Here is a 25942-nt window from a genome sequence, read left to right as displayed (position 1 = left end):
GGCTCGGCGAGCCAGCCTCACACGTTATTGGCGCGAAGCGAACGAAGGCTGCCGCGCCGAAGCCGATAGGCGCAGGCGGGCGATACCGAGCCACAGAGGCCCTGATGCAACAACCAAGCGGACACGAGCAGAACGCCGATCAGATCGCCTACTGGAATGGCCCCAGCGGGCAGCGCTGGGCCGATCGCCATGCGGCGCAGGAGAGCCTGCTGGGACCCATTGCCGACGTGCTGATCGCCCGCGCCAGGCCGAAGCCGGGCGAGCGCGTCCTCGACATCGGCTGTGGCTCCGGTGCGACGACGTTCGCGTTCGCGAAGGCTGTCGCGCCTGATGGCTTTGCGCTCGGGCTCGACGTCTCCGAGCCGATGCTGTCGCAGGCGCGCGCGTTTGCGCCAAAAGGCCTGCCGCTCGATTTCGTGCTGGCCGATGCGACGGTGCATCCGTTCGAGCCGGCGAGCTTTGACCTGCTGGCCTCGCGGTTCGGCGTGATGTTCTTCGCCGATCCCATCGCGTCTTTCACCAATCTCCGCCGCGCGCTGAAGCCGACGGGACGGTTGGCGTTTGCCTGCTGGCGCGAGCCGAAGGAAAATCCGTGGATGATGGCGCCGCTTATGGCGGTCTACAAGCACGTTCCCAAGATGCCGCCGGTCGGGCCGGAGGAGCCGGGCCCGTTCGCCTTCGCCTCCGAAGAGCGCGTGACGCGCATCCTGAAAGGCGCGGGCTTCGTCGACGTCGCGATGGAGCCGCACAATCTCGCGATGGACGTCGCGATTGGCGGCGGGCTCGATGCCGCGGTCGAAGGCTCGCTCCAGATCGGCCCGGCGAGCCGCGCGCTGCAAGGGCATCCGCCGGAGACCTATGCCGCGGCAAAAGCCTCGATCCGCGAGACGCTCGCGCCGTTCCTGAAGGGTCAGAGCGTGGCGCTCCAGGGCGCGATCTGGATCGTGACGGCGAAGGCGGCGTAGGCGTCGCTCTGTCCTCATCATTGCGAGCGCAGCGAAGCAATCCAGACCGTTCTCCGCGGAGGCAGTCTGGATTGCTTCGTCGCTTCGCTCCTCGCAATGACGATGGGGACGCAGCAACGCAACTACCTCACACCACGTCATCCGGCGCCAGCGCGCAGCCATTGTCCGGATGCGTCTCGATCTGAAGCGTGGTGTGGCCGATGCGGTGGGAGCGCTTCAGCATCTGCGCCGTCTCCATCAGGAAGGCATCGCCGGCGCCGGTGGGCATGACGAGGTGGCAGGTCAGCGCCGTCTCGGTGGTCGAGATCGGCCAGACGTGGAGATCGTGGATCGCAGTGACGCCGGGCCGCTCCAGCAGAAGGATCTTGATCGCGGCAATGTCGGTGCCCCTGGGCGCCGCCGCCATCGACATGTCGATGGAGCCACGGAGCAGGCTGGTGGTGCTCCAGAGGATGGTGGCGCAGATGACGAGGCTGGTGACGGGATCGAGCCAGAGCCAGCCGGTCCAGATGATCAGCGCCGCCGAGATGACGACGCCGAGCGAGACCGCGGCGTCGGCCGCCATGTGCAGATAGGCGCCTTCGATGTTGATGTCGTCCTTGCGACCGCGCGCGAACAACATGGCGGTAAAACCGTTGATGAGGATGCCGATGCCGGCGACCACCATCACGGTGATGCCGGCGACCGGCTCCGGCTCCCGCAGGCGCAAAATCGCTTCCCAGCCGATCGCGCCGGTTGCGACCAGCAGGAACACCGCGTTCGCCAGCGCCGCCAGGATGGTGGAGGCGCGCAGGCCATAGGTGAAGCGGCCGCTGGGCGCGCGCCGCGCCGCGATCGACGCGCACCAGGCCACGACCAAGCCGAGCACGTCGGAAAGATTATGGCCGGCGTCCGCAAGCAGAGCCGTGGAGTTGCCGATATAGCCGTAGACGGCCTCCGCCAAGACCAGCGCGGTGTTGAGCGAGATGCCGATCGCGAATGCCTTGCCGAAACTGGCGGGCGCATGGGCATGGGCGTGGCCACCATGATCGTGATCGTGGCTATGATCATCGTGATGATGGCCGTGATGGCCGTGATGGTCGTGGCTGCCCACCTCTACCGCTCCCCGGACGCTGCCAAATCAGGCGCTATTGTAGGCGTTTCGGCAGCCCCGTCACGGCGGAACAGCACGTAGAGCGCCGGCAGCACCAGCAGCGTCAGCACGGTCGAGGAGATGATACCGCCGATCACCACGGTCGCAAGCGGCCGCTGCACCTCGGCACCGGCCCCGGTGGCAAGGGCCATCGGCACGAAGCCGAGGGACGCGACGAGGGCCGTCATCAGCACCGGACGCAGGCGTGTCAGCGCGCCCTCGCGCACCGCGTCGGCAACGGGGTGGCTCTCGCTGCGCAGCCGCTCGATGAAGGCGATGATGACGAGCCCGTTGAGGACGGCGACGCCCGACAGTGCGATGAAGCCGACGCCGGCGCTGATCGACAGCGGAATACCGCGCAGCAGCAGCGCCATGACGCCGCCGGTCAGTGCCAGCGGCACGCCGGAGAACACGAGGGCCGCATCAGCCGCCGATCCCATGCCCATGAACAGCAGCAGGAAGACCAGCAGCAACGCCAACGGCACCACGAGCGTCAGCCGCTTGGTGGCGGAGACCAGCTGCTCGAACTGTCCGCCCCAGCCGATCCAGTAGCCCGGCGGCAGCTTGACCTTCTCCGCGACGGCCGCCTCCGCCTCGGTGACGAAGGAGCCGAGATCGCGCGCGCGGACATTGGCGGTGACCACGATGCGCCGCTTGCCGTTCTCGCGGCTGATCTGGTTGGGGCCGGGCGTCGCATCGACGGTGGCAACCGACGACAGCGGCACATAGCGCATCTGGGCGAGGGGGGAGCCGGGCAGTGCCGTCCGGATCGGCGCACCGATTGTCGCATCCTCACCCGGCGGCAGCGGGATCGGGATTGCCCTGATGGCTTCGAGATTGCCGCGCAGATGTTCCGGCAGGCGCACGACGATGTCGAAGCGGCGGTCGCCCTCGAACAGCTTGCCGGCCGACTTGCCGCCGACCGCGATCTCGACGATGCCCTGCACCTCGCTGATGCTGAGCCCATACCGGGCGAGCGCCTGGCGGTCGAGGCGGACGGTGAGGATCGGCAGGCCCGAGACCTGCTCGATCTTGACGTCGCTGGCGCCGCGGATGCCGCGGATCGCGGCTTCGACCTGTTTTGCCGCGCCTTGCAGGATGTCGAGGTCGTCGCCGAAGATCTTGACGCCGACGTCGCTTCGCACGCCGGAGATCAACTCGTTGACGCGGAACTGGATCGGCTGGGAGATTTCATAGGCGCTGCCGGGGATGTCGTCGGCGGCACGGGCGATGGCCTCGATCACCTCGGCCTTGGAGCTGCCAGGGTCGGGCCATTCGGCGCGCGGCTTCAGCATGATGTAGCCGTCGGTCTGTGCCGGCGACATCGGGTCGGTTGCGATCTCGGCGGTGCCGATGCGGGTGAAGAACTCCTTCACCTCCGGAATCTGCTTGACGCGCTTTTCCAGCGCCTTTTGCAGGTCCAGCGACTGGGTCAGGCTGGTGCCGGGAATCCGGATCGAGGCCAGCGCGACGTCGCCTTCGTCCAGGCTCGGGATGAACTCGCCGCCCATGCGCGCGGCGGCAACGCAGCTTGCGACCACGATGATGGCGGCCATGATTGCGACGCCAAGGCGATGGTCGATCGCCAGCCGGAGCACGGGGAGATAGGCGCGCTTCGCCAGCCGCATGAACAGGTTTTCGTGTTCGGACACCTTGCCGGTGACGAAGATGGCAACCGCCGCCGGCACGAAGGTGATGGAGAACAGCACCGCGGCACCCAGCGCCATCAGCACCGTCAGGGCCATCGGCGTGAACATCTTGCCCTCGACGCCGGTCAGCGTCAGCACCGGCAGGTAGACCACTGCGATGATCAGCGTTCCGAACAGGCTCGGCTTGATCACCTCGCTCGACCCACTCCGGATCGCGCGCAGCCGTTCGGAGATCGTGAGCAGGCCGCCTTTCTCGCGCTGGACCTCGGCCAGCATGCGCAGGCAGTTCTCGACGATGATCACGGCGCCGTCGACGATGATGCCGAAATCGATTGCACCCAGGCTCATCAGGTTCGCGCTGACCTTGGTCTCGACCATGCCGGTGACCGTCATGGCCATGGACAGCGGAATGACGCAAGCCACCACCAGCGCGGCGCGGATGTTGCCGAGGATCAGGAACAGCACGGCCACGACCAGGGCCGCGCCTTCCAGCAGATTGCTCTCGACGGTGCGGATGGTGGCTTCGACCAGATCGGTGCGGTCGTAGACGGTCCGCGTCACGACGCCGTCGGGCAGCGATTTGGCGATATCCTCCAGCCGGGCCGCGACACGGCGCGCCACGGTGCGGCTGTTCTCGCCGATCAAAAGCATGGCGGTGCCGAGCACGGTTTCCTCGCCATCGCGCGTTGCGGCTCCCGTGCGCAAATCGCGGCCTTCGGTGACGGTCGCGATATCCCTGATCCTGACGGGATTGCCGCCGCGCGAGCCGATGACGATGTCCCTGATTTCGCCGACATTGCCGACCTGGCCCGGCGAGCGAACCAGATATTGCTCGCCGTTGCGCTCGATATAGCCGGCGCCGACATCGGCATTGTTGGCGGCGAGCGCCGTCCTGACGTCGCGAAAGCCGAGCCGGTAGGCCATCAGCTTGCCGGGATCGGGGAGCACATGGAATTGCCGCTCGAAGCCGCCGATGGTGTTGACCTCGATCACCCCCGGCACGTTGCGAAGCTGCGGCTTGATGATCCAGTCCTGCACGGTGCGCAAGTCGGTCAGCGAATAGTCGTGGCCGCCTTGCGTCTTCGCGCCCGCCTTGGCCTCGACGGTGTACATGAAGATTTCGCCGAGCCCGGTCGAGACCGGTCCCATCGCGACCTCGACGCCGGCCGGAAGCTGGTCCTTCACCTGCTGGATCCGTTCGCCGACGAGCTGGCGGGCAAAATAGATGTCGGTGCCGTCCTTGAAGACGACGGTCACCTGACTCAGGCCGTAGCGCGACAGCGAGCGCGTGTAGTCGAGCTTGGGCAGCCCGCCCATCGCGGTCTCGACCGGGAAGGTGATGCGCTGCTCGGTTTCCAGCGGCGAATAGCCGGGGGCGCGGGTGTTGATCTGGACCTGGACGTTGGTGATGTCAGGCACGGCGTCGATCGGAAGGCGTTGGAAATTCCACGCTCCGAAAGCGACGGCGCCGAGCGCGAGCAGCAGGACCAGCCAGCGCTGCTGCAGCGAGACCGCGATGAGACGCTCAATCATGCTCGGCCTCGCCCTTGCCCATCTCCGCCTTCACGACGAAGCTGTTTTCCGCGACGTAATGCTCGCCGGCCGATAGACCGGCCTTGATCTCGACATGGCGCGGGTCGGAATCGCCAAGCTCCACCGGGCGCGCCTCGATCTTGTCGCCGTCCTCACGAACGAACACGATAGTCCTGTTCTCCAGCGTCTGGATCGCGCTTTTGCGCACCGCGACCGCGACGTTGCGGGCGGCGAGGATCAGCCGTGCCGTGACAAACAGGCCGGGACGCAAGCGCCCGTCCCGATTTGGCAGCACCACGCGCGCCAGCGCCGTCTGGGTCTCGCTCGAGCCGATCGGGGCCATGTAGGCGATCGTGCCCTTGATCTCGCCGCGGCCGTCGTCGGGATCGATCAGCACCTCGTCGTTGAGACGAACGCGCCGCAGATCCTGGCGATAGATCGACAGATCGACCCAGATAGTGGAGAGGTCGGCGACGACGAAGGCGGGCTTCTGCTCGGAGGCGTATTCGCCGAGCGAAATCTGCCGCTCGATGACGGTGCCGGCAAGCGGCGCCTTGAGCTCGTAGACGGTGAGACTCTGGTTGCTCTCGATCGCGGCGAGCAGATCGTCCTTGCCGACCTCGTCGCCGATGCGCTTCTGGATCGATTTGGCAACGCCGGGAAAGCGCGGCGTCACCTGCACCACGGCTTCCTGGTTGGCGCGCAGGATGCCGTTGAAGGCGAGCGTGTCGGTCAGCGTGACGCTCCCGGCTTCCGCCAGCGTCACGCCGGCGGCGGCAAGCTTGACGTCGGAGATGCGGATCCGGTCGGCACCGTGCTCGTCCTGCTCGACATGGTCGTTCGGCTTCTCCGGCTTCTTGTCCGCGGCGTGTTCGGCATGCTCGACCCTGGCCGGGCCGAGCAGGGAATAGCCGTAAGCGCCAAGTGCGACGCCAAGTGCGGCGGCAACGAATGCGACGAGGATGGTGGAGGACGTCTTCATCGTGCGCTCTCCCGCGCCAGCGTAAAGGGATTGCCGACGAGCCCTTCGATGGTCGCCACCCCCGCGTGGAAATTCTGCAGCGCCTCCTGCTCGCGCAGCCGCGCCTGGGTGACGCTGGCCTGGGCATCGAGCACTTCGAGCAGGCTGAAGCGGCCCTGGCCGTAGCCTTGCGCGATGGCGTCCGAGGCTTCGGTGGCCTTGGGAATGGCGCTCTCGCGCAGCACCGCGAGCTCGCGCAGCGAGCCCTGCAGCGAGTCGTAGGCGCGGCCGGCGACCACGATCAGCGTGTTGCGGTTGGCCTCGCGCTCGGCCTTGGTCTTGGCGAGGCTTTCCTGGGCCGAAAGGATATTGCCCTGGTTCTGGTCGAACACGGGGATCGGCACCGAGACGGTGAGGCGCGCCGCGTCGTCATTGGTCTCGTTGAAATGGCGCCAGCCGGCGGCGATCCGCACGTCGGGATAGGGCCTTAGCCGCGCCAGCAACAGCTCGGCGTTGCGCTGGGCATAGATCGCGGTCCAGCGCACCAGCTGCGGATTGGCATCGATCGCGGCGACGACCGACTGGAACGTCGGCGGCCGGCCCATGGTGTCGAGCCGTCCGGAGACCTCGCCGAATTTCGGTGCCGCGTCGCCCATCAAGACCGCAAGCTCGCGCCGGGCGCTGGCCAGCGTCGCCTTGAAGCGCTCGCGGTCGGCCTTCACCAGTGCGGACGCCACCTCCGCACGGCCGGTCTCGGCCGGCGAGGAGGCGCCGGCCTCGACGCGTCGGCGCAAAAGCGGCGTCAGCCGGTCGATGGCGGTGATCTGCTCGTCGAGGATCTGGATGCGCCGCTGTGCGCCGAGCACGCTGAGGAAGGCGATCGCGGTCTCCGACAGCACCTCCAGCCTGACGGCTTTGCGCTGGATCGCGGCGACCTCGATGCCGGCGACGCCAGCTGCAATCCGCGCGTCGCGCTTGCCGAACAGCTCGAAGGCCTGGCTGATCTGGAGCGTGGTCTCGGCCGATCGTGTGCCGCGATAGATGCCGGACCCGAACGAATTGTCCTGTTCGTAGGTCAGTTCCGGATTGAGAAGCGCACCTGCCTGGATGCGCTGGCCCGTGGCGATGCCGACATCGCGCTCCGCCGCGGTCAGCCGCGGGCTCGCGGCCAGCGCGCGCGAAAGCGCGCTCCGCATCGTCAGAGTCTGGGCGTGAGATGGCGCAAGCGCCGATCCGGCAATCAGACACGCTGCCGCGCACGCCAGGCGCGCGGCCATTCCCCTGAAAAACATGAAACCGACCTGTGAGGATGAACCGAATGGACGCTCGTGGCGCCCGACCAATCCGTTCAGGCCATATGTTTGGGAGGCGGGGAGTCGGTGTCGGGAACAATGCCGGCGAGCCGGGGTGCGCGTTGCGGGCGCGATGCGGACACGAGCCCGATCGATCCGGCCGGTGGCGTCGGCTGCGCCACCGTCACCGAGAAGCAGCCATGGCAATGATGCCCGCCGATGGCCTTGTGGTCGTTGTGATCCGCCGAGCCGTCAAGCACCGCGCTGATCTCCGAGCCGCCACCGGGCGTGGTGACGTCGATGTCGTGCAGGCCATGCAGCGCTCCCGCGAGCAGGTAGACGACCGCGATCAGCACAGACAGCAGCCCGCGCCAGTTGCGCGGCCGGCATGATCCTGAGGGCTGGCGGTTCGCGAGCACGACGTCACTCTGGTTGCGGTCTGCGCCCGGCCTAGCATGGCGTTGGGAACAGTGTCGACCCGCAACATTGTTACGTTCCGGGAACAATTGCCGCAGCGCTCGCGAAGACGGCAGCTCTTCTCATTGGCGTGTGATCAAGCTCAGCCGAGCATCGGCTGCCGCTCCGCGTGCAACGTTCGGCATATCGCCGCCTTCGACCGTGACGACGGCGCGGCAGCCCGCTTCCATGGCCCGTTCCAGCCATTTGATGGCTTCATCGATCCACTGGTCGTGGTGCTCGGGATCGGCGATCGCCTTTTCCCGGAATGCATCTGCCTGATGAAGGCACGCGGTTCTGCGATCCACGCGGCTCTCCCGATCCGGAGGTTCCCGCCCCGAGCGCATCCTTGATGATCCGAGAGCCGGCGTCGTTAACATAGGACAGGAACCGGCGCACAAAAAGAAAGCCCCAGCCGGGACTTACCGGCTGAGGCTTTCGTGCTCACAAACTTCATCCTTGGGACTTGGACAGATAATCCGCATCGCGCGGGTTCGTTCCCGCTGGCTCGGTCCAATTTGGAACGTTCCTTGTTCATTGTGATTAGCGACGAGGAGAAATTGAGGAGGACGGACCATGGACGGATTGATTTATCTCATCGGCTTGATCGTGGTGGTCATGGCGATCTTGTCGTTCTTCGGCTTGCGCTGAGAGAGCGGCGATGACCATGGAAACTCTCATACGGGAAGACATCGTGGAAGGCGGCGGCGTCGCTGCCGATGAAAGGCGCATCATCCAGTGGAGCTCGGTGATCGCAGGCGCTTTGGCTGCCGGCGCAATGTCGTTCATCCTGGTCGGCTTTGGAGTCGCCGTCGGCCTGGGCGTCAGTTCAGCCTCGCCGACATGGCGCGATGCATCGGCGGCGCTGGCTTTGCTGTCGGGGCTGTATCTGATCATCCAGGCGATTATCAGCTTCGGCTTCGGCGGCTATATCGCCGGCCGGACGACGCGACCAGCCCCGGCGGTCACAACGATCGAAGACGAGGGCGAACGGCGGGACGGGCTGCATGGCCTGATGTCCTGGGCGCTCGCCGTGCTGCTTGGTGCCGCTCTGCTCGCGATGCTCGGCGCAGCTGCGATTGACCGCTCGCCGATGCGCAGTTCGGCGAGCAGTACCTCCGCCGCCGAGCCTCTGTTGAGCTACGAGCTGGATAAGCTGTTTCGCGCAGCGCGGCGGCCCCCCAACACCGACCTCAGGGAACCTCGTGCCGAAGCGGGACGCATCCTGATGACGGCGTCGAGCCACAGCGGCGTCAGCACCGATGACCGGGCCTACCTCGTGCAGCAGGTGGCCGCGTTGACGGGACTTGCAGCACCCGACTCGGAGCGACGGGTCGACACGCTGATCGCGGATTCAAGGACGGCCATCAATCGGGCGCGGCGTAACTCCATCATCGTCGCCTTCTCCGTTGCGGCAGCAACCCTGATCGGCGCTGCGGTGGCCTGGGCTGCGGCTGTTGCCGGTGGCCGGCATCGCGACGGCGCGCCGCTCCCGAACTGGATGGCGAGCTCCAACCGCTTCCATCGCTCTCCGCGTGCGATGCGGGTGCCGTAACGTGCAGGACGATGGCCGGGAGCGATCCCGGCCATATTGCCTTTTGACGAGAGGCCTAAGCCTTCTCCTCCCAGATCATGGCGAGATGGACGATCGTCTGCACCGCCTTCTCCATGTCCTGCCGGCTGACCCATTCGAGCCGGGAGTGAAATGCGTGCTCGCCGGCGAAGATGTTGGGGCAGGGCAGTCCCATGAAGGACAGGCGGGAGCCGTCGGTGCCGCCGCGGATCGCGGTGCGCATCGGGCGCAGGCCGGCGCGGCGGATCGCTTCGATGGCGTATTCAAGAATGTGCGGGTGGCGATCGATAACCTGCTTCATGTTGCGGTACTGCTCCCGCACCTCGAATGTGTAAGTCGAGCGCGGAAAATCCTTCATCACGTCCTTGACGATGTTCTCGAGCAGGATCTCCTTCTCCTTCAGCCCTTCCTCGGTGAAGTCGCGCACAATGAAGGAGAGCGTAGCCTGCTCCAGCGCACCCTCGATCCCGATCGGATGCAGAAAACCCTGCTTGCCTGATGTCGTCTCGGGCGAGCAGCCTTCCCGGGGCAGACGCTCGACGATGGCGGCGGCGATCTTGATGGCGTGCTCCATCTTGCCCTTGGCATAGCCGGGATGGGCGCTGACGCCGTTGATGGTGATGGTGGCGCCGTCCGCCGAGAAGGTCTCGTCCTCGACGCTACCCGCGCTCTCGCCGTCCATGGTGTAGCCGAAATCAGCGCCGAGCTTCTTGATGTCGACATTGTCGACGCCGCGGCCGATCTCCTCGTCCGGCGTGAACAGGATCTTGATGGTGCCGTGCTTCACTTGCGGGTTGTTGATGAAGAAATGCGCGGCATCCATGATCTCAGCCACGCCGGCCTTGTTGTCGGCACCGAGCAGCGTGGTGCCGTCGGTGGTGATGATGTCGTTGCCGATCTGGTTCTTCAGCGCCGGATGCTCGGCGAAGCGGATCACCTGGCTGGTATCGCCCGGCAGCGTGATGTCGCCGCCGCGATAGTTCTTCACCATCTGCGGCTTGACGTCGTTGCCGGTGACGTCGGGCGAAGTGTCCATGTGCGAGCAGAAGCAGATCACGGGCACCTTCTTGGTCGTGTTCGCCGGGATCGTTCCATAGACGTAGCCGTAATCATCGAGATGAGCGTCCTCGACGCCCATCTCCCTGAGCTCGGCGGCGAGCACACGGCCGAGATCTTTCTGTTTCTCGGTCGATGGCGAGGCCGGGGATTCCGGATCGGATTGGGTGTCGATGGTGACGTAGCGCAGGAAGCGCTCGGTCACGGTATGCGAAAAGGTGAGGGAGGACATTTCTGGTCAAACCGCCGGGTCAGGGGAGAGAGGCGGTATACCAGAAAAGCAGGGTGCGGTGAGGCCGGAGGAGGCTGATCAGGCTTAACGAAACGTGAGTGGTCAGATCGCCTCTTTTAGTTCCTTGACGGGGCGGAAGGCGACCTTCTTGGTGGCTTTGATGTGGATCGGCTCGCCCGTGGCGGGATTGCGGCCGGTGCGGGCGGCGCGCTTGCGGACCTGGAGGATGCCAAGGCCGACGATGCGGACGCGGTCGCCCTTCTTCAGGTGCTTGGTGATGAGTTCGACCATGTCGGTCAGAACGGCCTCGGCGCGCTTCTTCGACAGGTCCTGGCTCTCCGCAATGTCGGCGGCGAGGTGCTTGAGCGTGATGGTGGCGGGCGCGGCAGCCTTCTTCGTGGAATCCTTCTTAGCCATATCTGGCCTCCTCAATCACAGGGGCCCCGGAAAAGGCGGTAAAGGGTGGGGATCCCTCCAAGTCCTGGAAGGCCTAGACGATTCGGGCTTCGGCTGACTATGGCGCAAGTTCTCGACGGATGCCGGCAATCGCCGTCACAGCCGCGAAAGGCGTGTAGAAGTTTGCTCTAAGGCTATGAAGGAATTGCCAAAATGGCGCGAGAGACGGGGCTCGAACCCGCGACCTCCGGCGTGACAGGCCGGCGCTCTAACCAACTGAGCTACTCCCGCGTGGTTCGCTGACAGCGCGCGGAACGAGGGGGGACTTAAAGGCGGGGCTGGGTGAAGTCAAGGATGTTGCGCTTCGTCGGCACATCCCGGCTAAGCATTGCTCTGGAAAACGAAAAAGGCCGCCAGGCGGCGGCGTCTGTCAGCCCCGAGCGGGGCGGTGTCAGCGGATCTCCGACGTCCCTGCGCTCGTCACCACCACCGGCTTCCCGGCCTTGATCACATGGGCGGAATGGGCGGTCTGGCTGTAATCGGCATTGGTGCGGGCTGCGATCCCGAAGCCGGCCACTGCAATTCCGGCCACCAGCGCCACCACCACGATCTTCAGGTGGGTCGCACGATCAGCAGAGTGGATAGAGTGGTTCATCTGAGCCTCCCGACGGGCTTTGCCGCCGTCTATGGCTCGTCTTGTAAAGACCGTCTGTTTCCGGATGGTTTCGCGGGTTCCGCAAAATGGTTTCATTAATGCGCTCGGTTGGTTTCGCTGGGCTTGCGGCCTGTACCGGCGTCAGGCGGCCGCCCGGCCGATATCGTCCCGGATCGAGCGCGCCGCCCAGACGAACAGGAGTGCCCCCAGCGTGGTCGTGACCGCCGCCGAGAGCAGGGAATAGCGCACCGCGTCGGCGCCGTAAGCGCCCTTCAGGGCATCGTTGACCACGCCCACGGCGAGCGGGCCGAGGCCCTGGCCGAAGCAGGTGGCAGTGAGCGCGATCAGGGCGGAGGCCAGCGCCCGCATGCTCGGCTTGGCGACCGTCTGCGCGATCGCGAAGATCGGTCCGAGATGGAAGCCGACCAGGAACGAGGTCAGCGCCAGCGTGGCCACCATCAGCGCAAAGTCCTGCGTCAGCATGCACAGCGCGAACACCGGGCCGGCAAGGCCCGAGGTGATGGCGGGCGCCCACAGCTTCCAGCGGTCGTCGCAGCGGCTGATCTGCGCCACCACGAAGCCGCCGAGCAGGGTGCCGGCCATGCCGGCGAGACCCTTGAAGGTGCCGGCATAGGTGCCGATCTCCGCGCTCGACAGATGGTGCACACGCGCCAGGAACGGCGGGATCCACGCCGCGGTCGCATAGTTCGTGTAAGTGGTGAGACAGAAGCCGATCAGCACGATGATGAAGCTTCGCTGCGAGGCCAGGAAGCGCAGCGTCGGCCCGAGCGGCTCGGGCACGAAATTCTCCTGCATGGCGCCGCGCTTCGGCTCGGAGATCGTCAGCCACAGGACAATAGCAAGCAGGATGCCGGGCAGGCCCGCAACGTAGAACGCCATCCGCCAGCCATAGTGCTGGTTGACGTACCCGCCCACGAAATAGCCGAGGAATACGCCGAGATAGGTGCCGACGGCGTAGATGCCGAGCGCGCGCGGACGCTCGTTCTTGGCGAAGAGGTCGGCCACGATCGATTGCGAGGCGGGCGAGCCTGCGGATTCGCCGATGCCGACGCCGATCCTCGCCAGCGCCAACGAGGTGACGCTCGAAGCGGCGCCGCACAACGCCGTCATCGCGCTCCAGAACGCGAAGGCGGCGGCGACGATGTTGCGCCGGTTGAGCCGGTCGGCGACGCGCGCGATGGGGATGCCGAGCAGGGAGTAGAACAGCGCGAATCCGAAGCCCGCGAGCAGGCCCATCATGGTATCGCTGAGCTGAAACTCCTTCTTGATCGGCTCGATCAGCACGTTGAAGATCGTGCGGTCGAGGAAGTTCAGCGCGTAGATGATCGTGAGCAGGCCTAGCACGTAATAGCGCCGCGCCGAGGGCTTTGCCGTCGCGGCCGTTTGCACCGACATTTGTGACGTCACATCGACCATCGCTTCCCCCAATTAGTCTTTGTTATCGTTGTCGGTCCAGCCCTGATTGGGGCTGGCAGGTCAGCCTTCGCGGATGTAATTCCCCGCTTCGAATTCGACGGGAGGCGCGCTTGCATCGAACGAGATTCCGATCGGATCGCGGCCTGCTTCCATCGCCTCGAGCTGGTCGCTCAGCATGCGTCGGATCATGAGGGCACGGTGACCAACGCTCGGTTCGGCAAGATCCCGACCAGCTTTTTCGCTGGCGATCCCAGCGTCGATAAGTTCACGCGCGAGCAGGAGATGCTTGGCTATCAGTTCGAGCGCAATCTCACCGACGATTTGACGTTCCGGCAGAATGCGCGCTTTGCCCATGTCGATGTGACCTATCGCGGCTATGTCGGCAATAATTGGGCTGACATCAACACGGCCAGTCTCGGTCGCTATAATTGGTATGCGAAGAACACCGCCAACCAGGCCAATCTCGACAATCAGCTGGAGTACCGCTTCAACACCGGCGCTGTGCGGCATACGATGCTGTTCGGGGTCGATTTGAAGGGCTACCAGATCGACGATTATCAGGCTTTCAACTTCGGCACCGTCCCTTCGATCAACGTCTTCAATCCCGCCTACGGGTTTGACATTCCGTTGACGGGCGCACCGTTCCGCAACTTCCAGATCACGCAGAAGCAGGCCGGCACCTATCTTCAGGACCAGATGAAGCTCGGCAACTTCACGCTGGTGCTGAGCGGCCGCAACGATTGGGTCGAGACGACGCAGGCTGCCCGTGATACCGGCGCCACGCTTGTCAGCCGCGACGACAGCAGGTTCAGCGGGCGCGCCGGGCTGATCTACAATTTCGACAACGGCATCGCGCCCTATGTGTCCTACGCCACGAGCTACAATCCGATCATCGGCCTCAACGCGCAAAACCAGCTGTTCCTGCCGGAGACCGGCCAGCAGACGGAAATCGGCGTGAAGGTCGCGCCGCGGGGATTTGACGGCTACTTCACCGCTTCGGTGTTCGACTTGAAACGTCAGCATGTGGCAACGACCGATCCTGTCGTCACGACCTTGCAGAACCAGACCGGCGAGGTGACCTCGCGCGGCATCGAGCTCGAAGCGGTGGCGAACGCCACGCGTGAGCTGAAGCTGATCGGCTCGTTCACGGCCTACCATTTGTTCAACAGCAGGGATCTGGACCCGTCTTTGGTCGGCAAGACCCCGACCAACACGCCTGAGCTCCTGGTGTCCGGCTGGGCGGACTACACCTTCAAGGACGGGCCACTCGCGGGGTTCGGCTTCGGCGGCGGTCTCCGCTATATCGGTTCGTCGTGGGCGGATACCGCCAATACCCTCGAGGTTCCCGCGGTCGTGCTCGGCGATCTCGCGTTCCACTATGAATGGCAGAACTGGCGCACCGCGCTGAACGTGATCAACCTGACCGACAAGATCTACGTCGCGAGCTGCGCGGCGGCGTCATCCTGCTTCTACGGCGACCGCCGGCGCGTCACCGCCAGCGTCTCCTACAAATGGTGAGGCAAATGACGAGAACAGGCGAGGGAAGGCCATCGTGAGAGCCTGACCGGCCCGTCGCCGGCTTCCACCACGAGATCGATGAGCTCGCGGGCCATGCCCCCCGGCCCGAAGCTCATGCGAGTGCGGCGCGCGACGACCCAGCCATGTCGCCGCCGCGCTCGCCACCCATTTTCCGCTGCGGCGAAGTGGGCGCCTCCTGCCCGACACATTCGCCAGACGAGCCCAGGTCCGATCGTGATGCATGGCTCCCGGATCGCTCGCCCGATAATGGGCACGCTTGGCCTCGTTATAATCTGGACTTTGCAGCGTCGCGGCCTAGATAAAGTGAGCCTTCCCAACCACGGACGTCACGGCCCAGCGCGTGTGGACTGATCGGGGCGCCCTTGCTGGGGCTGTCGATCTGCTCCATACCAGCCGCGGGGTGATTCCGGGATTTCCACCGTTCTGAGGGCGACAAAGGGCCTAAAAAGAGCGTGTCTTGCGCCCATTGGTGCACTGCGCTAAGGCTCAGAACAATTCCAAACTGGACGAATCCGTGGCTGTCCCGAGGCTGCGGGAAAAAGGGCTCGTCAATGAGCGGCATTCTGCAGAACTATCTTCCACTCGTCGTCTTCATAGGGGTAGCGGGCCTCATTGGCCTGGTGCTGCTGATCGCGCCGTTCATCGTGGCGTTCCAGCAGCCGGACCCGGAAAAGCTGTCGGCGTATGAGTGCGGTTTCAACGCCTTCGACGACGCCCGCATGAAGTTCGACGTCCGCTTCTATCTCGTCGCCATCCTCTTCATCATCTTCGACCTCGAGGTGGCGTTCCTGTTTCCCTGGGCGGTGGCGTTCGGCAAGCTTGGCGCGACCGGCTTCTGGTCCATGGTGGTGTTCCTCGCCGTGCTGACGGTCGGGTTCGCCTATGAATGGAAGAAAGGCGCACTGGAATGGGATTGACCCCTACGTCGTCCGCCGGTCCGGTTCTCGCGCCGGCCCCCAAGGCCATCCTGGACCCGTCGACCGGCAAGCCGGTCGGGGCCAATGATCCGTTCTTCCTCGAGGTCAATTCGGAACTGTCCGACAAGGGCTTCTTCGTGGCCGCGACCGACGACCTCATCACCTGGGCGCGCACCGGCTCGCTGATGTGGATGACCTTCGGTCTCGCCTGCTGCGCGGTCGAGATGATGCAGGTCTCGATGCCGCGCTACGACGTCGAGCGCTTCGGCTTCGCGCCGCGCGCTTCACCGCGTCAGTCGGACGTGATGATCGTCGCGGGGACCCTGACCAACAAGATGGCGCCTGCGTTGCGCAAGGTCTACGACCAGATGCCCGAGCCGCGCTACGTCATCTCGATGGGCTCCTGCGCCAACGGCGGCGGCTATTATCACTATTCCTACTCGGTCGTGCGCGGTTGTGACCGCATCGTGCCGATCGACATCTATGTGCCGGGCTGCCCGCCCACGGCGGAAGCGCTGCTCTACGGCGTGCTGCTGCTGCAGAAGAAGATCCGCCGCACCGGCACAATCGAACGCTAAGGTTTTACGTCATGGACGACGCCAAGCTCGACGCCCTGGGGCAGACGATCGTTAGCGCGCTTCCGGGCGCCGCCATCGGTCATTCGGTGGCCTTCAACCAACTCACGGTGGATGTCGAGGTCAGCAAAATCGTCGAGGTGGTCAAGTACCTCCGCGATGACCCGAACTGCCGCTTCATCAACTTCACCGACATCACGGCCGCGGATTATCCGTCGCGCGAAAAACGCTTCGACGTGATCTATCACTTCCTGTCACCGACCCTGAACGCGCGGATCCGGCTCAAGGCGCAGGCCAACGAGACCACGCAGGTGCCCTCGCTGATCGAGGTGTTTCCCGGCGCCGACTGGTTCGAGCGCGAGGCCTATGACCTCTATGGCGTGATCTTCGTCGGTCATCCCGACATGCGCCGCCTCCTGACCGATTACGGCTTCGAGGGTCATCCGCTGCGCAAGGACTTCCCGACCACCGGCTTCCTCGAGGTCCGCTACGACGACCAGGAGAAGCGGGTGGTGTACGAGCCGGTCAGGCTCAACCAGGAATTCCGCAAGTTCGACTTTTTGTCCCCGTGGGAGGGCGCCGACTATCCGGTCCTTCCAGGGGATGAAAAAGCAGGGCCGAAGGTCTGATCATGAACGAGCAACCCGAAGTCCTTCGCAACTTCACCATCAACTTCGGTCCGCAGCATCCGGCGGCGCACGGCGTGCTGCGCCTGGTGCTGGAGCTTGACGGCGAAGTCGTCGCCCGCGTCGACCCGCATATCGGCCTGCTTCACCGCGGCACCGAAAAGCTGATCGAGCAGAAGACCTATCTGCAGGCGATCCCTTATTTCGACCGCCTCGACTACGTCGCGCCGATGAACCAGGAGCACGCCTTCTGCATGGCTGCAGAAAAGCTGCTCGGCATCGAGGTGCCGCGCCGCGCGCAGCTAATCCGCGTGCTCTATTGCGAGATCGGTCGCATCCTGTCGCATCTGCTCAACGTCACCACGCAGGCGATGGACGTCGGCGCACTGACCCCGCCGCTGTGGGGTTTCGAAGAGCGCGAAAAGCTGATGGTGTTCTACGAGCGCGCCTCCGGCAGTCGCATGCACGCAGCCTACTTCCGCGTCGGCGGCGTGCATCAGGACCTGCCGCAGAAGCTAGTCGACGACATCGACGCCTGGTGCGATCCGTTCCTGAAAGTGGTCGAAGATCTCGACCGGCTGCTCACCGCCAACCGCATCTTCAAGCAGCGCAACGTCGACATCGGCGTCGTGTCGCTGAAGGAAGCTTGGGAGTGGGGCTTCTCGGGCGTGATGGTGCGCGGCTCGGGCGCGGCGTGGGATCTGCGCAAGTCGCAGCCCTATGAATGCTACGCCGAGATGGATTTCGATATCCCGATCGGCAAGAACGGCGACTGCTATGACCGCTATCTGATCCGCATGGAAGAGATGCGCCAGTCCGTGCGCATCATGAAGCAGTGCATCCAGAAGCTGAACGCGGCCGACGGGAAGGGTCCCGTCGTCGTCGAGGACAACAAGGTCGCGCCGCCGCGCCGTGGCGAGATGAAGCGCTCGATGGAAGCGCTGATCCACCACTTCAAGCTCTACACCGAAGGCGTCCACGTGCCCGCCGGCGAGGTCTACGCCGCGGTCGAGGCGCCGAAGGGCGAGTTCGGCGTCTTTCTGATCTCGGACGGCACCAACAAGCCCTACAAGTGCAAGATCCGCGCGCCCGGCTTTGCGCATCTGCAGGCGATGGACCACATCTGCCGCGGTCATCTGCTCGCCGACGTCTCGGCGATCCTCGGCTCGCTCGACATCGTGTTCGGAGAGGTCGATCGGTGATGGCGCAGGCGCCGATCCAGTTTGACCGTGCCTCGGGGGCCCTTGAAGGGGCCAACCTGTGGGAGCGGACGGCTGCCTTGGCGCTGGTGACGGGATCGAAGATCTCGTCGCACTTCTCGCATATGGGCTACATCGCCTGCGCCAATCTGCTGCGCAAGACGCTGCCCGAGCGCAATATCGCGATCAAGCTCAACCCCGACGCCGTGTTCGAATTTCCCTACGGCGACGGCTATTGGAGCAAGCTGCTCAACCGCTCCTACAATTACGAGGACGAGCTGGAGCTGTTGTTCGCCGATTCCATCGACGTCGACTACACGCTGCTCGATTGCGGCGCGAATTACGGCTATTGGTCGGTGCTGGTGTCGAGCAAGCCGTTCGGCTCGCACAAGGCGATCGCGATCGAGCCGTCGGGGCAGAACTATCCGAAGCTTGACAACAACGCCCGCATTAACGCCAGCCGCTTCGAGACCATGAAATGCGCGATCGGCGCGGCCCGTGGCACCGCGCGTCTGTCAGGCACCAAGCACGAGGCCTTCAGCATCGCCGGCGATGCGTCGGCGGGCGGCGAGGATGTGCCGGTCATTGCGCTGGATAATCTGATCGACGACGGCAAGATCGCAGGCACCGGCAAGTACCTGATCAAGCTCGACGTCGAGGGCGTCGAGATCGAGGCGATCAAGGGCGGCGCCCGGCTGCTCCAGGCCGACAGCGTCATCATGTGCGAGGAGCACGGCAGCGACCGTTCGCACGCGGTCTCGCGCTACATCCTCGAACACACCCCGCTGAAGCTGATCGTCTACGATCCCAGCACCCGACGTATGGAAACGGTGACCGAGCTGTCGATCCTCGACCGCATCAAGGTCTCCACCCACGTCGGCTACAATGTTTTCGGCACCGCAAGCGCATTCTGGCAGGACAGGATCAATGCCCTGAATGCGAAAACAGCGCGCCGCGTGCAGTGAGAGATTGAAGAGATGTCCGTTCGCCGATTAGCACCGAAGGAAGTCCAGCCCGCGAGCTTTGCGTTCACGGAGGAAAACCTCGCGTTCGCCAAGCAGCAGATCGCGAAATATCCGGCCGGACGCCAGGCTTCGGCCGTCATCGCCATCCTCTGGCGGGCGCAGGAGCAGCACGACGGCTGGGTCTCGGAAGCCGCGATCCGCGTCATCGCCGACATGCTCGACATGCCCTATATCCGCGTGCTCGAGGTCGCCACCTTCTACACGATGTTCCAGCTCGCCCCGGTCGGCAAGAAGGCCCACGTCCAGGTCTGCGGCACCACGCCGTGCCGCCTGCGCGGCGCCGAGGATCTGATCCACGTCTGCGAGCACCGCATTCATCACGAGCCCTTCCATCTCTCCAAGGACGGCAATTTCAGCTGGGAGGAGGTGGAGTGCCTCGGTGCCTGCGTGAATGCGCCGATGGTGCTGATCGGCAAGGACACCTATGAGGATCTGACCAAGGAAAGCTTCGGCAAAGTGCTCGATGGCTTTGCCTCGGGCAACCCGCCCAAGCCCGGTCCGCAGAACGGCCGCCAGTTCTCGGCGCCGACCGGTGGGCCGACCACGCTGAAGGAAATCACCTGATGCGTGATCTCTCACCGCCAGTTGAAGGGAGCAGTGTTGTGAAGAAGTGGGGCTTCGTCGCAATGCATTCCGCCGTGGCGGCCACCTTCATTTTCCTGCTTCAGCGCTTCGCCCTGAACGCGTCGCTGGAATCCAGTCTGCTCTGGGCGCTGACCTTCGCCGTCTGCGCCGCCGGGCTTGCCTACAAGCAAGCCAACCGTTGATCGGAAAGCACTGACATGCTCGAGGACAAGGACCGCATCTTCAAGAACCTCTACGGCCTCCACGATTGGGGCCTCGAGGGCGCGCGGCGCCGCGGCGCCTGGGATGGTACGAAGAACATCATCGACAAGGGCCGTGACTGGATCATCAACGAGATGAAGGCGTCGGGGCTGCGCGGCCGCGGTGGCGCCGGCTTCCCGACCGGCCTGAAATGGTCGTTCATGCCCAAGGAATCGACCGACGGCCGGCCGAGCTATCTCGTCGTCAACGCCGACGAATCCGAGCCCGGGACCTGCAAGGATCGCGAGATCATGCGGCACGATCCGCATCTCCTGATCGAGGGCTGCCTGATCGCGAGCTGCGCGATGAACGCGCATGCCTGCTACATCTATGTCCGCGGCGAGTTCATCCGCGAGCGCGAGCATCTCCAGGCGGCGATCGACCAGGCCTATGAGGCCAAGCTGGTCGGCAAGGACAACGTCAACGGCTGGCCGTTCGACATCTACGTCGCCCACGGCGCCGGCGCCTATATCTGCGGCGAGGAAACCGCGCTGCTCGAGAGCCTCGAAGGCAAGAAAGGCCAGCCGCGCCTGAAGCCGCCGTTCCCGGCCAATGTCGGCCTGTACGGCTGCCCGACCACCGTCAACAATGTCGAGTCGATCGCGGTTGCGCCCGACATCCTGCGCCGTGGCGCGGCATGGTTCGCCGGCATCGGTCGTCCGAACAATGTCGGCACCAAGCTGTTCTGCATCTCCGGCCATGTCGAGCGGCCCTGCAACGTCGAAGAGGCCATGGGCATTCCGTTCCGTGAGCTGATCGAGAAGCATTGCGGCGGCATCCGCGGTGGTTGGGACAACCTCAAGGCCGTGATCCCCGGCGGCTCCTCCGTGCGCATGGTGCCGGCCGAGCAGATCATCGACACGCCGATGGATTTCGACAGCTTGAGCAAGCTGCGCTCGGGTCTCGGCACCGCGGCCGTGATCGTGATGGACAAGTCAACCGATTTGATCCGCGCCATCGCCCGCATCTCCTATTTCTACAAGCATGAGAGCTGCGGCCAGTGCACGCCGTGCCGCGAAGGCACCGGCTGGATGTGGCGCGTCTTGACCCGCATGGCCGAAGGCCGCGCCCACAAGCGCGAGATCGACATGCTGCTGGAAGTCACCAAGCAGGTCGAAGGCCACACCATCTGCGCGCTTGGCGACGCGGCGGCGTGGCCGATCCAGGGCCTGATAGCGCATTTCCGTCACGAGATCGAAGCGCGCATCGACCAATATTCGCACAAGTCCGACATCGACGATATCGGCGTCCGCGATCCCGTGAACATGGTCGCGGCGGAGTAGAGAGAATGACCAAGCTCATCATCGACGGTAAAGAGATCGATGTCCCCGCCGAATACACGCTGCTCCAGGCGTGCGAAGCGGCCGGCGCCGAGATTCCGCGCTTCTGCTATCATGAGCGGCTGTCGATCGCCGGCAATTGCCGGATGTGCCTCGTCGAGGTGAAGGGCGGCCCGAAGCCGGTCGCGAGCTGCGCCTGGGGCGTGCGCGATTGCCGTCCAGGCCCCAAGGGCGAGCCGCCGGAAATCTCCACCCGTTCGCCGATGGTGAAGAAGGCGCGCGAAGGCGTGATGGAATTCCTTCTGATCAACCATCCGCTGGATTGCCCGATCTGCGATCAGGGCGGCGAGTGCGACCTCCAGGACCAGGCGATGGGCTACGGTGTCGACACCAGCCGCTTCGCCGAGAACAAGCGCGCGGTCGAGGACAAATATCTCGGCGCGCTGGTCAAGACCTCGATGAACCGCTGCATCCAGTGCACCCGCTGCGTCCGCTTCTCGGCGGAAGTGGCCGGCGCCCCCGAAATGGGTGCGACCGGCCGCGGCGAGGACATGGAGATCACGACCTATCTCGAGCACGCGCTGACCTCGGAATTGCAAGGCAATCTCGTCGACATCTGCCCGGTCGGCGCGCTGACCTCGAAGCCCTATGCTTTCGCCGCGCGCCCGTGGGAGCTCGGCAAGACCCAGTCGATCGACGTGATGGACGGCGTGGGATCCGCGATCCGCGTCGACACCCGCGGCCGCGAAGTGATGCGTATCCTGCCGCGCATCAACGAGGCCGTGAACGAGGAGTGGATCTCCGACAAGACCCGTCACGTCGTCGACGGCCTGCGCACCCAGCGCCTCGATCGGCCCTATATCCGCGAAGCCGGCAAGCTGCGCGCGGCGAGCTGGCCCGAGGCCTTTGCCGCGATCGCCGCGAAAGCGGCCCGCACCGACGGCAAGCGCATCGGCGCGATCGCGGGCGACCTCGCCGGCGTCGAAGAGATGTTCGCGCTGAAGGACTTGCTGGCCAAATACGGCTCGGCCAATCTGGCGGTGCAGGGCGGCGACGCCTTCGATCCCGCGCTCGGCCGCGGCTCCTACATCTTCAATCCGGCGCTCGCTGGCGTGGAGCAGGCCGATGCGCTGCTCATCATCGGCGCCAATCCGCGGAAAGAGGCGGCCGTGTTCAACGCCCGCATCCGCAAGCGCTGGCGCGCCGGCGGCTTCAAGGTCGGCGTGATCGGCGCCAAGGCCGACCTCACCTACGATTATGACCATCTCGGCGCAGGCACCGACACGCTGGGCGAGCTCGCGGCCGGCAAGCACTCCTTCATGGATGTGCTGAAGAACGCCAAGAACCCGATCATCCTGGTCGGTGCGGGCGCCGCCTCGCGCCACGACGGCGCCGCCATTCTCGCCGCCGCGGCTAAGCTCGCGCTCGATGTCGGCGCGCTCAAGGACGGCTGGAACGGCTTTGGCGTGCTGCATGAGAGCGCCTCGCGCGTCGGGGCGCTCGACATCGGCTTTGTCGCCGGTCAGGGCGGACTGAACGCGGCGCAGATGACGACGTTCGGGACGCTCGATCTGCTGTTCCTGCTCGGCGCCGACGAGATCAAGCCGTCGGACCGCACCTTCGTCGTCTATATCGGCACCCACGGCGACCGCGGCGCCCATCGCGCCGACGTGATCCTGCCGGCCGCCGCCTATACCGAGAAGTCCGCGATCTACGTCAACACCGAAGGCCGCGTGCAAATGACCGGACGGGCCGCATTCCCGCCGGGCGAGGCCCGCGAGGACTGGGCGATTATCCGCGCGCTGTCGGAGGCGCTCGGCAAGAAGCTCGGCTATGACTCGCTTTCGGCCCTGCGCCAGGCGATCTTCAAGGCGGTGCCGCATCTGATCCGTCTCGACCAGACCGAGCCCGGCTCGGCCGACCAGATCAGGAAGCTCGCGGGGAAGGGCGGCACGACGGAGAAGGCCCCGTTCAAGCCGCTTGTCGAGGACTTCTATTTGACCAACCCAATCGCGCGTGCGTCCGCCGTGATGGCGGAATGTTCGCGGCTTGCCTCCGGGCAGATGCTGACCGCAGCGGAGTGAGCCGATGGAATTCTTCGAAAGCGCATTCTGGACCGGGTTCCTCTGGCCGCTGATCATCATGATCGCGCAGAGCGTCCTGGTGCTGGTCGTTCTGCTGGTGGCGATCGCCTACATCCTGCTCGCCGACCGCAAGATCTGGGCGGCGGTGCAGATCCGCCGCGGCCCGAATGTGGTTGGTCCCTGGGGCCTGCTGCAATCCTTCGCCGACCTCCTGAAGTTCGTGCTGAAGGAGCCGATCATCCCGTCCGGCGCCAACAAGGGCGTGTTTCTTCTTGCTCCCTTGGTCTCGTGCGTGCTCGCGCTCGCGGCCTGGGCGGTGATCCCTACCAATCTCGGCTGGGTGATCTCCGACATCAACGTCGGCGTTCTCTTCATCTTCGCGATCTCGTCGCTGTCGATCTACGGCATCATCATGGCCGGCTGGTCGTCGAACTCGAAATATCCGTTCCTCGCGGCGCTGCGCTCGGCGGCGCAGATGGTGTCCTACGAGGTCTCGATCGGCTTCGTCATCATCACGGTGCTGCTCTGCGCCGGCACGCTGAACCTCTCGGCCGTGGTCGAGGCGCAGCATGTCCGCGGCCTCGCCAGCCTGATCGGGCTGCCGCAGCTCACCATCCTGAACTGGTACGTCTGGCCGCTGTTCCCGATGTTCGTGATCTTCTACGTCTCGGCGCTGGCTGAAACCAACCGCCCGCCGTTCGACCTCGTCGAAGCAGAATCCGAGCTCGTCGCCGGCTTCATGGTCGAGTACGGCTCGACGCCGTATCTTCTGTTCATGCTCGGCGAGTATGTCGCGATTGCCACGATGTGCGCGATGGCAACGATCCTGTTCCTCGGAGGCTGGCTGCCGCCGGTGGACCTGCCGCCCTTCAACTGGGTGCCGGGGATCATCTGGTTCTCGCTGAAACTGTTCTTCATGTTCTTCCTGTTCGCGATGGCCAAGGCGATCGTGCCGCGCTACCGCTACGATCAACTGATGCGCCTCGGCTGGAAAGTGTTCCTGCCGTTGTCGCTAGCGATGGTGATCGTGGTGGCCGGTGTGCTGCACTTCGCCGACATCGCGCCGAAGTGAGGGCCGTCATGGGTATCAACATCAACGCCACTGCACGCTCGCTCCTGCTGTCGGAATTCGTCTCGGCGTTCTTCCTCGCCATGCGCTATTTCTTCCAGCCGAAGCCGACGCTGAACTATCCCTTCGAGAAGGGCCCGATCTCGCCGCGCTTCCGCGGCGAGCATGCGCTGCGCCGCTATCCGAACGGCGAAGAGCGATGCATCGCCTGCAAGCTGTGCGAAGCGGTCTGCCCGGCGCAGGCCATCACCATCGAAGCCGGCCCGCGCCGCAACGACGGCACCCGCCGCACCGTGCGCTACGACATCGACATGGTGAAGTGCATCTATTGCGGCCTCTGCCAGGAAGCCTGTCCGGTCGATGCCATCGTCGAAGGTCCGAACTTCGAGTTCGCGACCGAGACCCGCGAGGAACTGTTCTATGACAAGGCCAAGCTGCTCGCCAATGGCGACCGCTGGGAACGCGAGATCGCGAAAGCGATCGAACTCGACGCGCCGTACCGGTGAGATGAGAGCATGATCCTTCCCGCGCTGTTCTTCTATCTGTTCGCCGGCGTCTGTGTCGCCTCGGCGGTGATGGTGATTGTCTCGCGCAATCCCGTGCACTCGGTGCTGTACCTGATCCTGGCCTTCGTCAACGCCTCCGGTCTGTTCGTGTTGATGGGCGCCGAATTCCTCGCGATGATCCTGATCGTCGTCTATGTCGGTGCGGTCGCGGTCCTGTTCCTGTTCGTGATCATGATGCTCGACGTCGACTTCCTCGAGCTGCGCGAGGGCTTCATCGAATACCTGCCGGTCGGCCTCGTGATCGGCGGCATCTTCCTGTTCGAGCTGCTGCTCACGGTCGGCTTCTGGGTCATCAACCCCGGCGTCGCCAAGACGATCACGGCGGCGATCCCGACCAACGTCTCCAATACCGAGGCGCTCGGCCTGGTGCTCTATACCAAGTACATCCACTACTTCCAGCTCTCGGGCATGGTGCTGCTGGTCGCGATGATCGGCGCCATCGTGCTGACGCTGCGGCACAAGGCGAGCGTCAAGCGGCAGGACATCAACATTCAGAACGCGCGCACGCCCGAAATAGCGATGGCGATACGCAAGGTGGCGCCGGGGCAGGGGCTCCAGGACTCTGACGCGGCGGAGTGGGTGAAATGACGATCGGGCTCGGACACTATCTTGCGGTCGGCGCGATCCTGTTCACGCTCGGGATCCTCGGCATCTTCCTGAACCGCAAGAACATCATCGTCATCCTGATGTCGATCGAGCTGATCCTGCTCGCGGTCAACGTCAACCTCGTGGCGTTCTCGACCTTCCTCGGCGACATCGTCGGGCAGGTCTTCGCGCTCCTGGTGCTCACCGTCGCGGCCGCTGAAGCCGCGATCGGTCTCGCCATCCTGGTGGTCTATTTCCGCAACCGCGGCTCGATCGCGGTTGAGGACGTCAATCTGATGAAGGGCTGATCGCATG

Annotated in this window: 25 protein-coding genes, 1 tRNA gene and 2 pseudogenes; 16 read left to right on the top strand and 12 right to left on the bottom strand. The window is 64.7% G+C overall.

Going from position 1 to position 25942, the window contains the following annotated elements; genetic code table 11:
- Nucleotides 1–104 precede the first annotated feature (104 nt).
- The gene (locus IVB42_RS16130) at nucleotides 105–965 is read left to right on the top strand and encodes a methyltransferase domain-containing protein (RefSeq protein WP_085353363.1); all 861 of its coding nucleotides are present in this window, start codon (nucleotides 105–107) and stop codon (nucleotides 963–965) included.
- Nucleotides 966–1092: 127 nt separating this feature from the next.
- Here IVB42_RS16130 and IVB42_RS16125 read toward each other — a convergent pair whose 3' ends face one another.
- The 6 genes from IVB42_RS16125 to IVB42_RS16100 form a co-directional block, all read right to left on the bottom strand.
- On the bottom strand, nucleotides 1093–2058 hold the full coding sequence (locus IVB42_RS16125) for a cation diffusion facilitator family transporter (RefSeq protein WP_018455107.1): 966 nt from the start codon (nucleotides 2056–2058) through the stop codon (nucleotides 1093–1095).
- A 2-nt stretch (nucleotides 2059–2060) separates the two neighbouring features.
- Nucleotides 2061–5279, bottom strand: a complete 3219-nt coding sequence (locus IVB42_RS16120; RefSeq protein WP_247397077.1) for a CusA/CzcA family heavy metal efflux RND transporter — start codon at nucleotides 5277–5279, stop codon at nucleotides 2061–2063.
- The gene (gene ihpB, locus IVB42_RS16115; RefSeq protein WP_018455105.1) at nucleotides 5272–6261 is read right to left on the bottom strand and encodes a divalent metal ion exporter adaptor subunit IhpB; all 990 of its coding nucleotides are present in this window, start codon (nucleotides 6259–6261) and stop codon (nucleotides 5272–5274) included. Before ihpB ends, IVB42_RS16120 begins: the two co-directional genes overlap by 8 nt.
- Nucleotides 6258–7532 (bottom strand): divalent metal ion exporter subunit IhpA, encoded by a 1275-nt coding sequence (ihpA, locus tag IVB42_RS16110; protein ID WP_085353357.1) that lies wholly within the window; start codon nucleotides 7530–7532, stop codon nucleotides 6258–6260. Before ihpA ends, ihpB begins: the two co-directional genes overlap by 4 nt.
- Nucleotides 7533–7588: 56 nt before the next feature.
- Nucleotides 7589–7951 (bottom strand): hypothetical protein, encoded by a 363-nt coding sequence (locus IVB42_RS16105; RefSeq protein ID WP_085353356.1) that lies wholly within the window; start codon nucleotides 7949–7951, stop codon nucleotides 7589–7591.
- A gap of 120 nt (nucleotides 7952–8071) precedes the next feature.
- Entirely contained in the window at nucleotides 8072–8296 is a 225-nt protein-coding gene (locus IVB42_RS16100) for a hypothetical protein (RefSeq protein ID WP_018455102.1), read from the bottom strand.
- 353 nt (nucleotides 8297–8649) lie between these two features.
- Here IVB42_RS16100 and IVB42_RS16095 point away from each other — a divergent pair, with 353 nt between their 5' ends.
- Nucleotides 8650–9543 carry a hypothetical protein gene (locus tag IVB42_RS16095; protein WP_204511353.1) on the top strand — a complete coding sequence of 298 codons (894 nt, stop codon included), beginning with the start codon at nucleotides 8650–8652 and terminating at the stop codon, nucleotides 9541–9543.
- Nucleotides 9544–9598: 55 nt separating this feature from the next.
- On the opposite strand, the gene pepT is transcribed toward IVB42_RS16095, so the two are convergent.
- The 6 genes and pseudogenes from pepT to IVB42_RS16065 form a co-directional block, all read right to left on the bottom strand.
- Nucleotides 9599–10849 carry a peptidase T gene (pepT, locus tag IVB42_RS16090; RefSeq protein WP_204511352.1) on the bottom strand — a complete coding sequence of 417 codons (1251 nt, stop codon included), beginning with the start codon at nucleotides 10847–10849 and terminating at the stop codon, nucleotides 9599–9601.
- Nucleotides 10850–10951: 102 nt separating this feature from the next.
- Nucleotides 10952–11266, bottom strand: coding sequence for an HU family DNA-binding protein (locus IVB42_RS16085; RefSeq protein WP_085353352.1), 315 nt, complete (start codon nucleotides 11264–11266; stop codon nucleotides 10952–10954).
- A 193-nt stretch (nucleotides 11267–11459) separates the two neighbouring features.
- Nucleotides 11460–11536, bottom strand: a tRNA-Asp gene (locus tag IVB42_RS16080).
- Nucleotides 11537–11696: 160 nt separating this feature from the next.
- Nucleotides 11697–11900, bottom strand: coding sequence for a hypothetical protein (locus IVB42_RS16075; protein ID WP_247397079.1), 204 nt, complete (start codon nucleotides 11898–11900; stop codon nucleotides 11697–11699).
- Between the two features lie 141 nt (nucleotides 11901–12041).
- Nucleotides 12042–13337, bottom strand: a complete 1296-nt coding sequence (locus tag IVB42_RS16070) for an MFS transporter (RefSeq protein WP_346659038.1) — start codon at nucleotides 13335–13337, stop codon at nucleotides 12042–12044.
- Between the two features lie 60 nt (nucleotides 13338–13397).
- Nucleotides 13398–13529: pseudogene (locus IVB42_RS16065) on the bottom strand (aromatic ring-hydroxylating dioxygenase subunit alpha); the annotation flags it as partial.
- Between IVB42_RS16065 and IVB42_RS16060 the strand changes: the two are divergent.
- From IVB42_RS16060 to nuoK, 14 genes and pseudogenes are all read left to right on the top strand, one after another.
- Nucleotides 13524–14855, top strand: a pseudogene (locus IVB42_RS16060) (TonB-dependent receptor); the annotation flags it as partial. The pseudogenes IVB42_RS16065 and IVB42_RS16060 overlap by 6 nt on opposite strands.
- A 572-nt stretch (nucleotides 14856–15427) precedes the next feature.
- A complete protein-coding gene (locus tag IVB42_RS16055) occupies nucleotides 15428–15793 on the top strand; it encodes an NADH-quinone oxidoreductase subunit A (protein WP_008136158.1) in 366 nt (121 codons plus the stop codon).
- Nucleotides 15790–16371, top strand: a complete 582-nt coding sequence (locus tag IVB42_RS16050; RefSeq protein ID WP_247397177.1) for an NADH-quinone oxidoreductase subunit B — start codon at nucleotides 15790–15792, stop codon at nucleotides 16369–16371. Before IVB42_RS16055 ends, IVB42_RS16050 begins: the two co-directional genes overlap by 4 nt.
- 11 nt (nucleotides 16372–16382) lie before the next feature.
- Nucleotides 16383–16997 (top strand): NADH-quinone oxidoreductase subunit C, encoded by a 615-nt coding sequence (locus IVB42_RS16045; protein ID WP_247298469.1) that lies wholly within the window; start codon nucleotides 16383–16385, stop codon nucleotides 16995–16997.
- A 2-nt stretch (nucleotides 16998–16999) separates the two neighbouring features.
- A complete protein-coding gene (locus tag IVB42_RS16040; RefSeq protein ID WP_018455091.1) occupies nucleotides 17000–18196 on the top strand; it encodes an NADH-quinone oxidoreductase subunit D in 1197 nt (398 codons plus the stop codon).
- On the top strand, nucleotides 18196–19158 hold the full coding sequence (locus IVB42_RS16035; RefSeq protein WP_085384779.1) for an FkbM family methyltransferase: 963 nt from the start codon (nucleotides 18196–18198) through the stop codon (nucleotides 19156–19158). The genes IVB42_RS16040 and IVB42_RS16035 overlap by 1 nt, the downstream gene beginning before the upstream one ends.
- A 12-nt stretch (nucleotides 19159–19170) precedes the next feature.
- Entirely contained in the window at nucleotides 19171–19782 is a 612-nt protein-coding gene (nuoE, locus tag IVB42_RS16030) for an NADH-quinone oxidoreductase subunit NuoE (protein ID WP_018455089.1), read from the top strand.
- Nucleotides 19782–19985, top strand: a complete 204-nt coding sequence (locus tag IVB42_RS16025) for a hypothetical protein (protein WP_026232874.1) — start codon at nucleotides 19782–19784, stop codon at nucleotides 19983–19985. The genes nuoE and IVB42_RS16025 overlap by 1 nt, the downstream gene beginning before the upstream one ends.
- A 15-nt stretch (nucleotides 19986–20000) precedes the next feature.
- Complete coding sequence (gene nuoF / locus IVB42_RS16020; RefSeq protein ID WP_018455087.1) at nucleotides 20001–21326, top strand: NADH-quinone oxidoreductase subunit NuoF; 1326 nt, start codon at nucleotides 20001–20003, stop codon at nucleotides 21324–21326.
- Between the two features lie 5 nt (nucleotides 21327–21331).
- Entirely contained in the window at nucleotides 21332–23407 is a 2076-nt protein-coding gene (gene nuoG, locus IVB42_RS16015) for an NADH-quinone oxidoreductase subunit NuoG (protein ID WP_247298472.1), read from the top strand.
- A 4-nt stretch (nucleotides 23408–23411) separates the two neighbouring features.
- A complete protein-coding gene (gene nuoH, locus IVB42_RS16010) occupies nucleotides 23412–24479 on the top strand; it encodes an NADH-quinone oxidoreductase subunit NuoH (protein ID WP_018455085.1) in 1068 nt (355 codons plus the stop codon).
- A 14-nt stretch (nucleotides 24480–24493) separates the two neighbouring features.
- Nucleotides 24494–24982 carry an NADH-quinone oxidoreductase subunit NuoI gene (gene nuoI / locus IVB42_RS16005; protein WP_026232873.1) on the top strand — a complete coding sequence of 163 codons (489 nt, stop codon included), beginning with the start codon at nucleotides 24494–24496 and terminating at the stop codon, nucleotides 24980–24982.
- Nucleotides 24983–24991: 9 nt separating this feature from the next.
- Nucleotides 24992–25630: an NADH-quinone oxidoreductase subunit J gene (locus IVB42_RS16000; RefSeq protein ID WP_018455084.1), complete on the top strand. Its 639-nt coding sequence runs from the start codon at nucleotides 24992–24994 to the stop codon at nucleotides 25628–25630.
- Nucleotides 25627–25935: an NADH-quinone oxidoreductase subunit NuoK gene (gene nuoK / locus IVB42_RS15995; RefSeq protein ID WP_007603558.1), complete on the top strand. Its 309-nt coding sequence runs from the start codon at nucleotides 25627–25629 to the stop codon at nucleotides 25933–25935. The genes IVB42_RS16000 and nuoK overlap by 4 nt, the downstream gene beginning before the upstream one ends.
- The last annotated feature ends 7 nt before the right edge of the window (nucleotides 25936–25942 follow it).

The organism is Bradyrhizobium sp. 45 (assembly GCF_023073155.1).
GTDB classification, from domain to species: Bacteria; Pseudomonadota; Alphaproteobacteria; order Rhizobiales; family Xanthobacteraceae; genus Bradyrhizobium; species Bradyrhizobium canariense_D.
The sequence above is the reverse complement of the archived record's forward strand: the minus strand, read 5'-3'. Positions and strand labels throughout refer to the sequence as shown.

What these genes read in the sequence shown, in the direction of transcription:
- IVB42_RS16085 (WP_085353352.1), bottom strand. Translation starts at nt 11,266, where the DNA reads ATGGCTAAGAAGGATTCCACGAAGAAGGCTGCCGCGCCCGCCACCATC.
- IVB42_RS16120 (WP_247397077.1), bottom strand. Translation starts at nt 5,279, where the DNA reads ATGATTGAGCGTCTCATCGCGGTCTCGCTGCAGCAGCGCTGGCTGGTC.
- IVB42_RS16035 (WP_085384779.1), top strand. Translation starts at nt 18,196, where the DNA reads ATGGCGCAGGCGCCGATCCAGTTTGACCGTGCCTCGGGGGCCCTTGAA.
- ihpB (WP_018455105.1), bottom strand. Translation starts at nt 6,261, where the DNA reads ATGAAGACGTCCTCCACCATCCTCGTCGCATTCGTTGCCGCCGCACTT.
- IVB42_RS16025 (WP_026232874.1), top strand. Translation starts at nt 19,782, where the DNA reads ATGCGTGATCTCTCACCGCCAGTTGAAGGGAGCAGTGTTGTGAAGAAG.
- IVB42_RS16095 (WP_204511353.1), top strand. Translation starts at nt 8,650, where the DNA reads ATGACCATGGAAACTCTCATACGGGAAGACATCGTGGAAGGCGGCGGC.
- pepT (WP_204511352.1), bottom strand. Translation starts at nt 10,849, where the DNA reads ATGTCCTCCCTCACCTTTTCGCATACCGTGACCGAGCGCTTCCTGCGC.
- IVB42_RS16000 (WP_018455084.1), top strand. Translation starts at nt 24,992, where the DNA reads ATGATCCTTCCCGCGCTGTTCTTCTATCTGTTCGCCGGCGTCTGTGTC.
- nuoH (WP_018455085.1), top strand. Translation starts at nt 23,412, where the DNA reads ATGGAATTCTTCGAAAGCGCATTCTGGACCGGGTTCCTCTGGCCGCTG.
- IVB42_RS16040 (WP_018455091.1), top strand. Translation starts at nt 17,000, where the DNA reads ATGAACGAGCAACCCGAAGTCCTTCGCAACTTCACCATCAACTTCGGT.
- ihpA (WP_085353357.1), bottom strand. Translation starts at nt 7,532, where the DNA reads ATGTTTTTCAGGGGAATGGCCGCGCGCCTGGCGTGCGCGGCAGCGTGT.
- IVB42_RS16055 (WP_008136158.1), top strand. Translation starts at nt 15,428, where the DNA reads ATGAGCGGCATTCTGCAGAACTATCTTCCACTCGTCGTCTTCATAGGG.
- IVB42_RS16070 (WP_346659038.1), bottom strand. Translation starts at nt 13,337, where the DNA reads ATGGTCGATGTGACGTCACAAATGTCGGTGCAAACGGCCGCGACGGCA.
- nuoG (WP_247298472.1), top strand. Translation starts at nt 21,332, where the DNA reads ATGACCAAGCTCATCATCGACGGTAAAGAGATCGATGTCCCCGCCGAA.
- nuoK (WP_007603558.1), top strand. Translation starts at nt 25,627, where the DNA reads ATGACGATCGGGCTCGGACACTATCTTGCGGTCGGCGCGATCCTGTTC.
- IVB42_RS16130 (WP_085353363.1), top strand. Translation starts at nt 105, where the DNA reads ATGCAACAACCAAGCGGACACGAGCAGAACGCCGATCAGATCGCCTAC.
- IVB42_RS16045 (WP_247298469.1), top strand. Translation starts at nt 16,383, where the DNA reads ATGGACGACGCCAAGCTCGACGCCCTGGGGCAGACGATCGTTAGCGCG.
- nuoF (WP_018455087.1), top strand. Translation starts at nt 20,001, where the DNA reads ATGCTCGAGGACAAGGACCGCATCTTCAAGAACCTCTACGGCCTCCAC.
- nuoE (WP_018455089.1), top strand. Translation starts at nt 19,171, where the DNA reads ATGTCCGTTCGCCGATTAGCACCGAAGGAAGTCCAGCCCGCGAGCTTT.
- IVB42_RS16075 (WP_247397079.1), bottom strand. Translation starts at nt 11,900, where the DNA reads ATGAACCACTCTATCCACTCTGCTGATCGTGCGACCCACCTGAAGATC.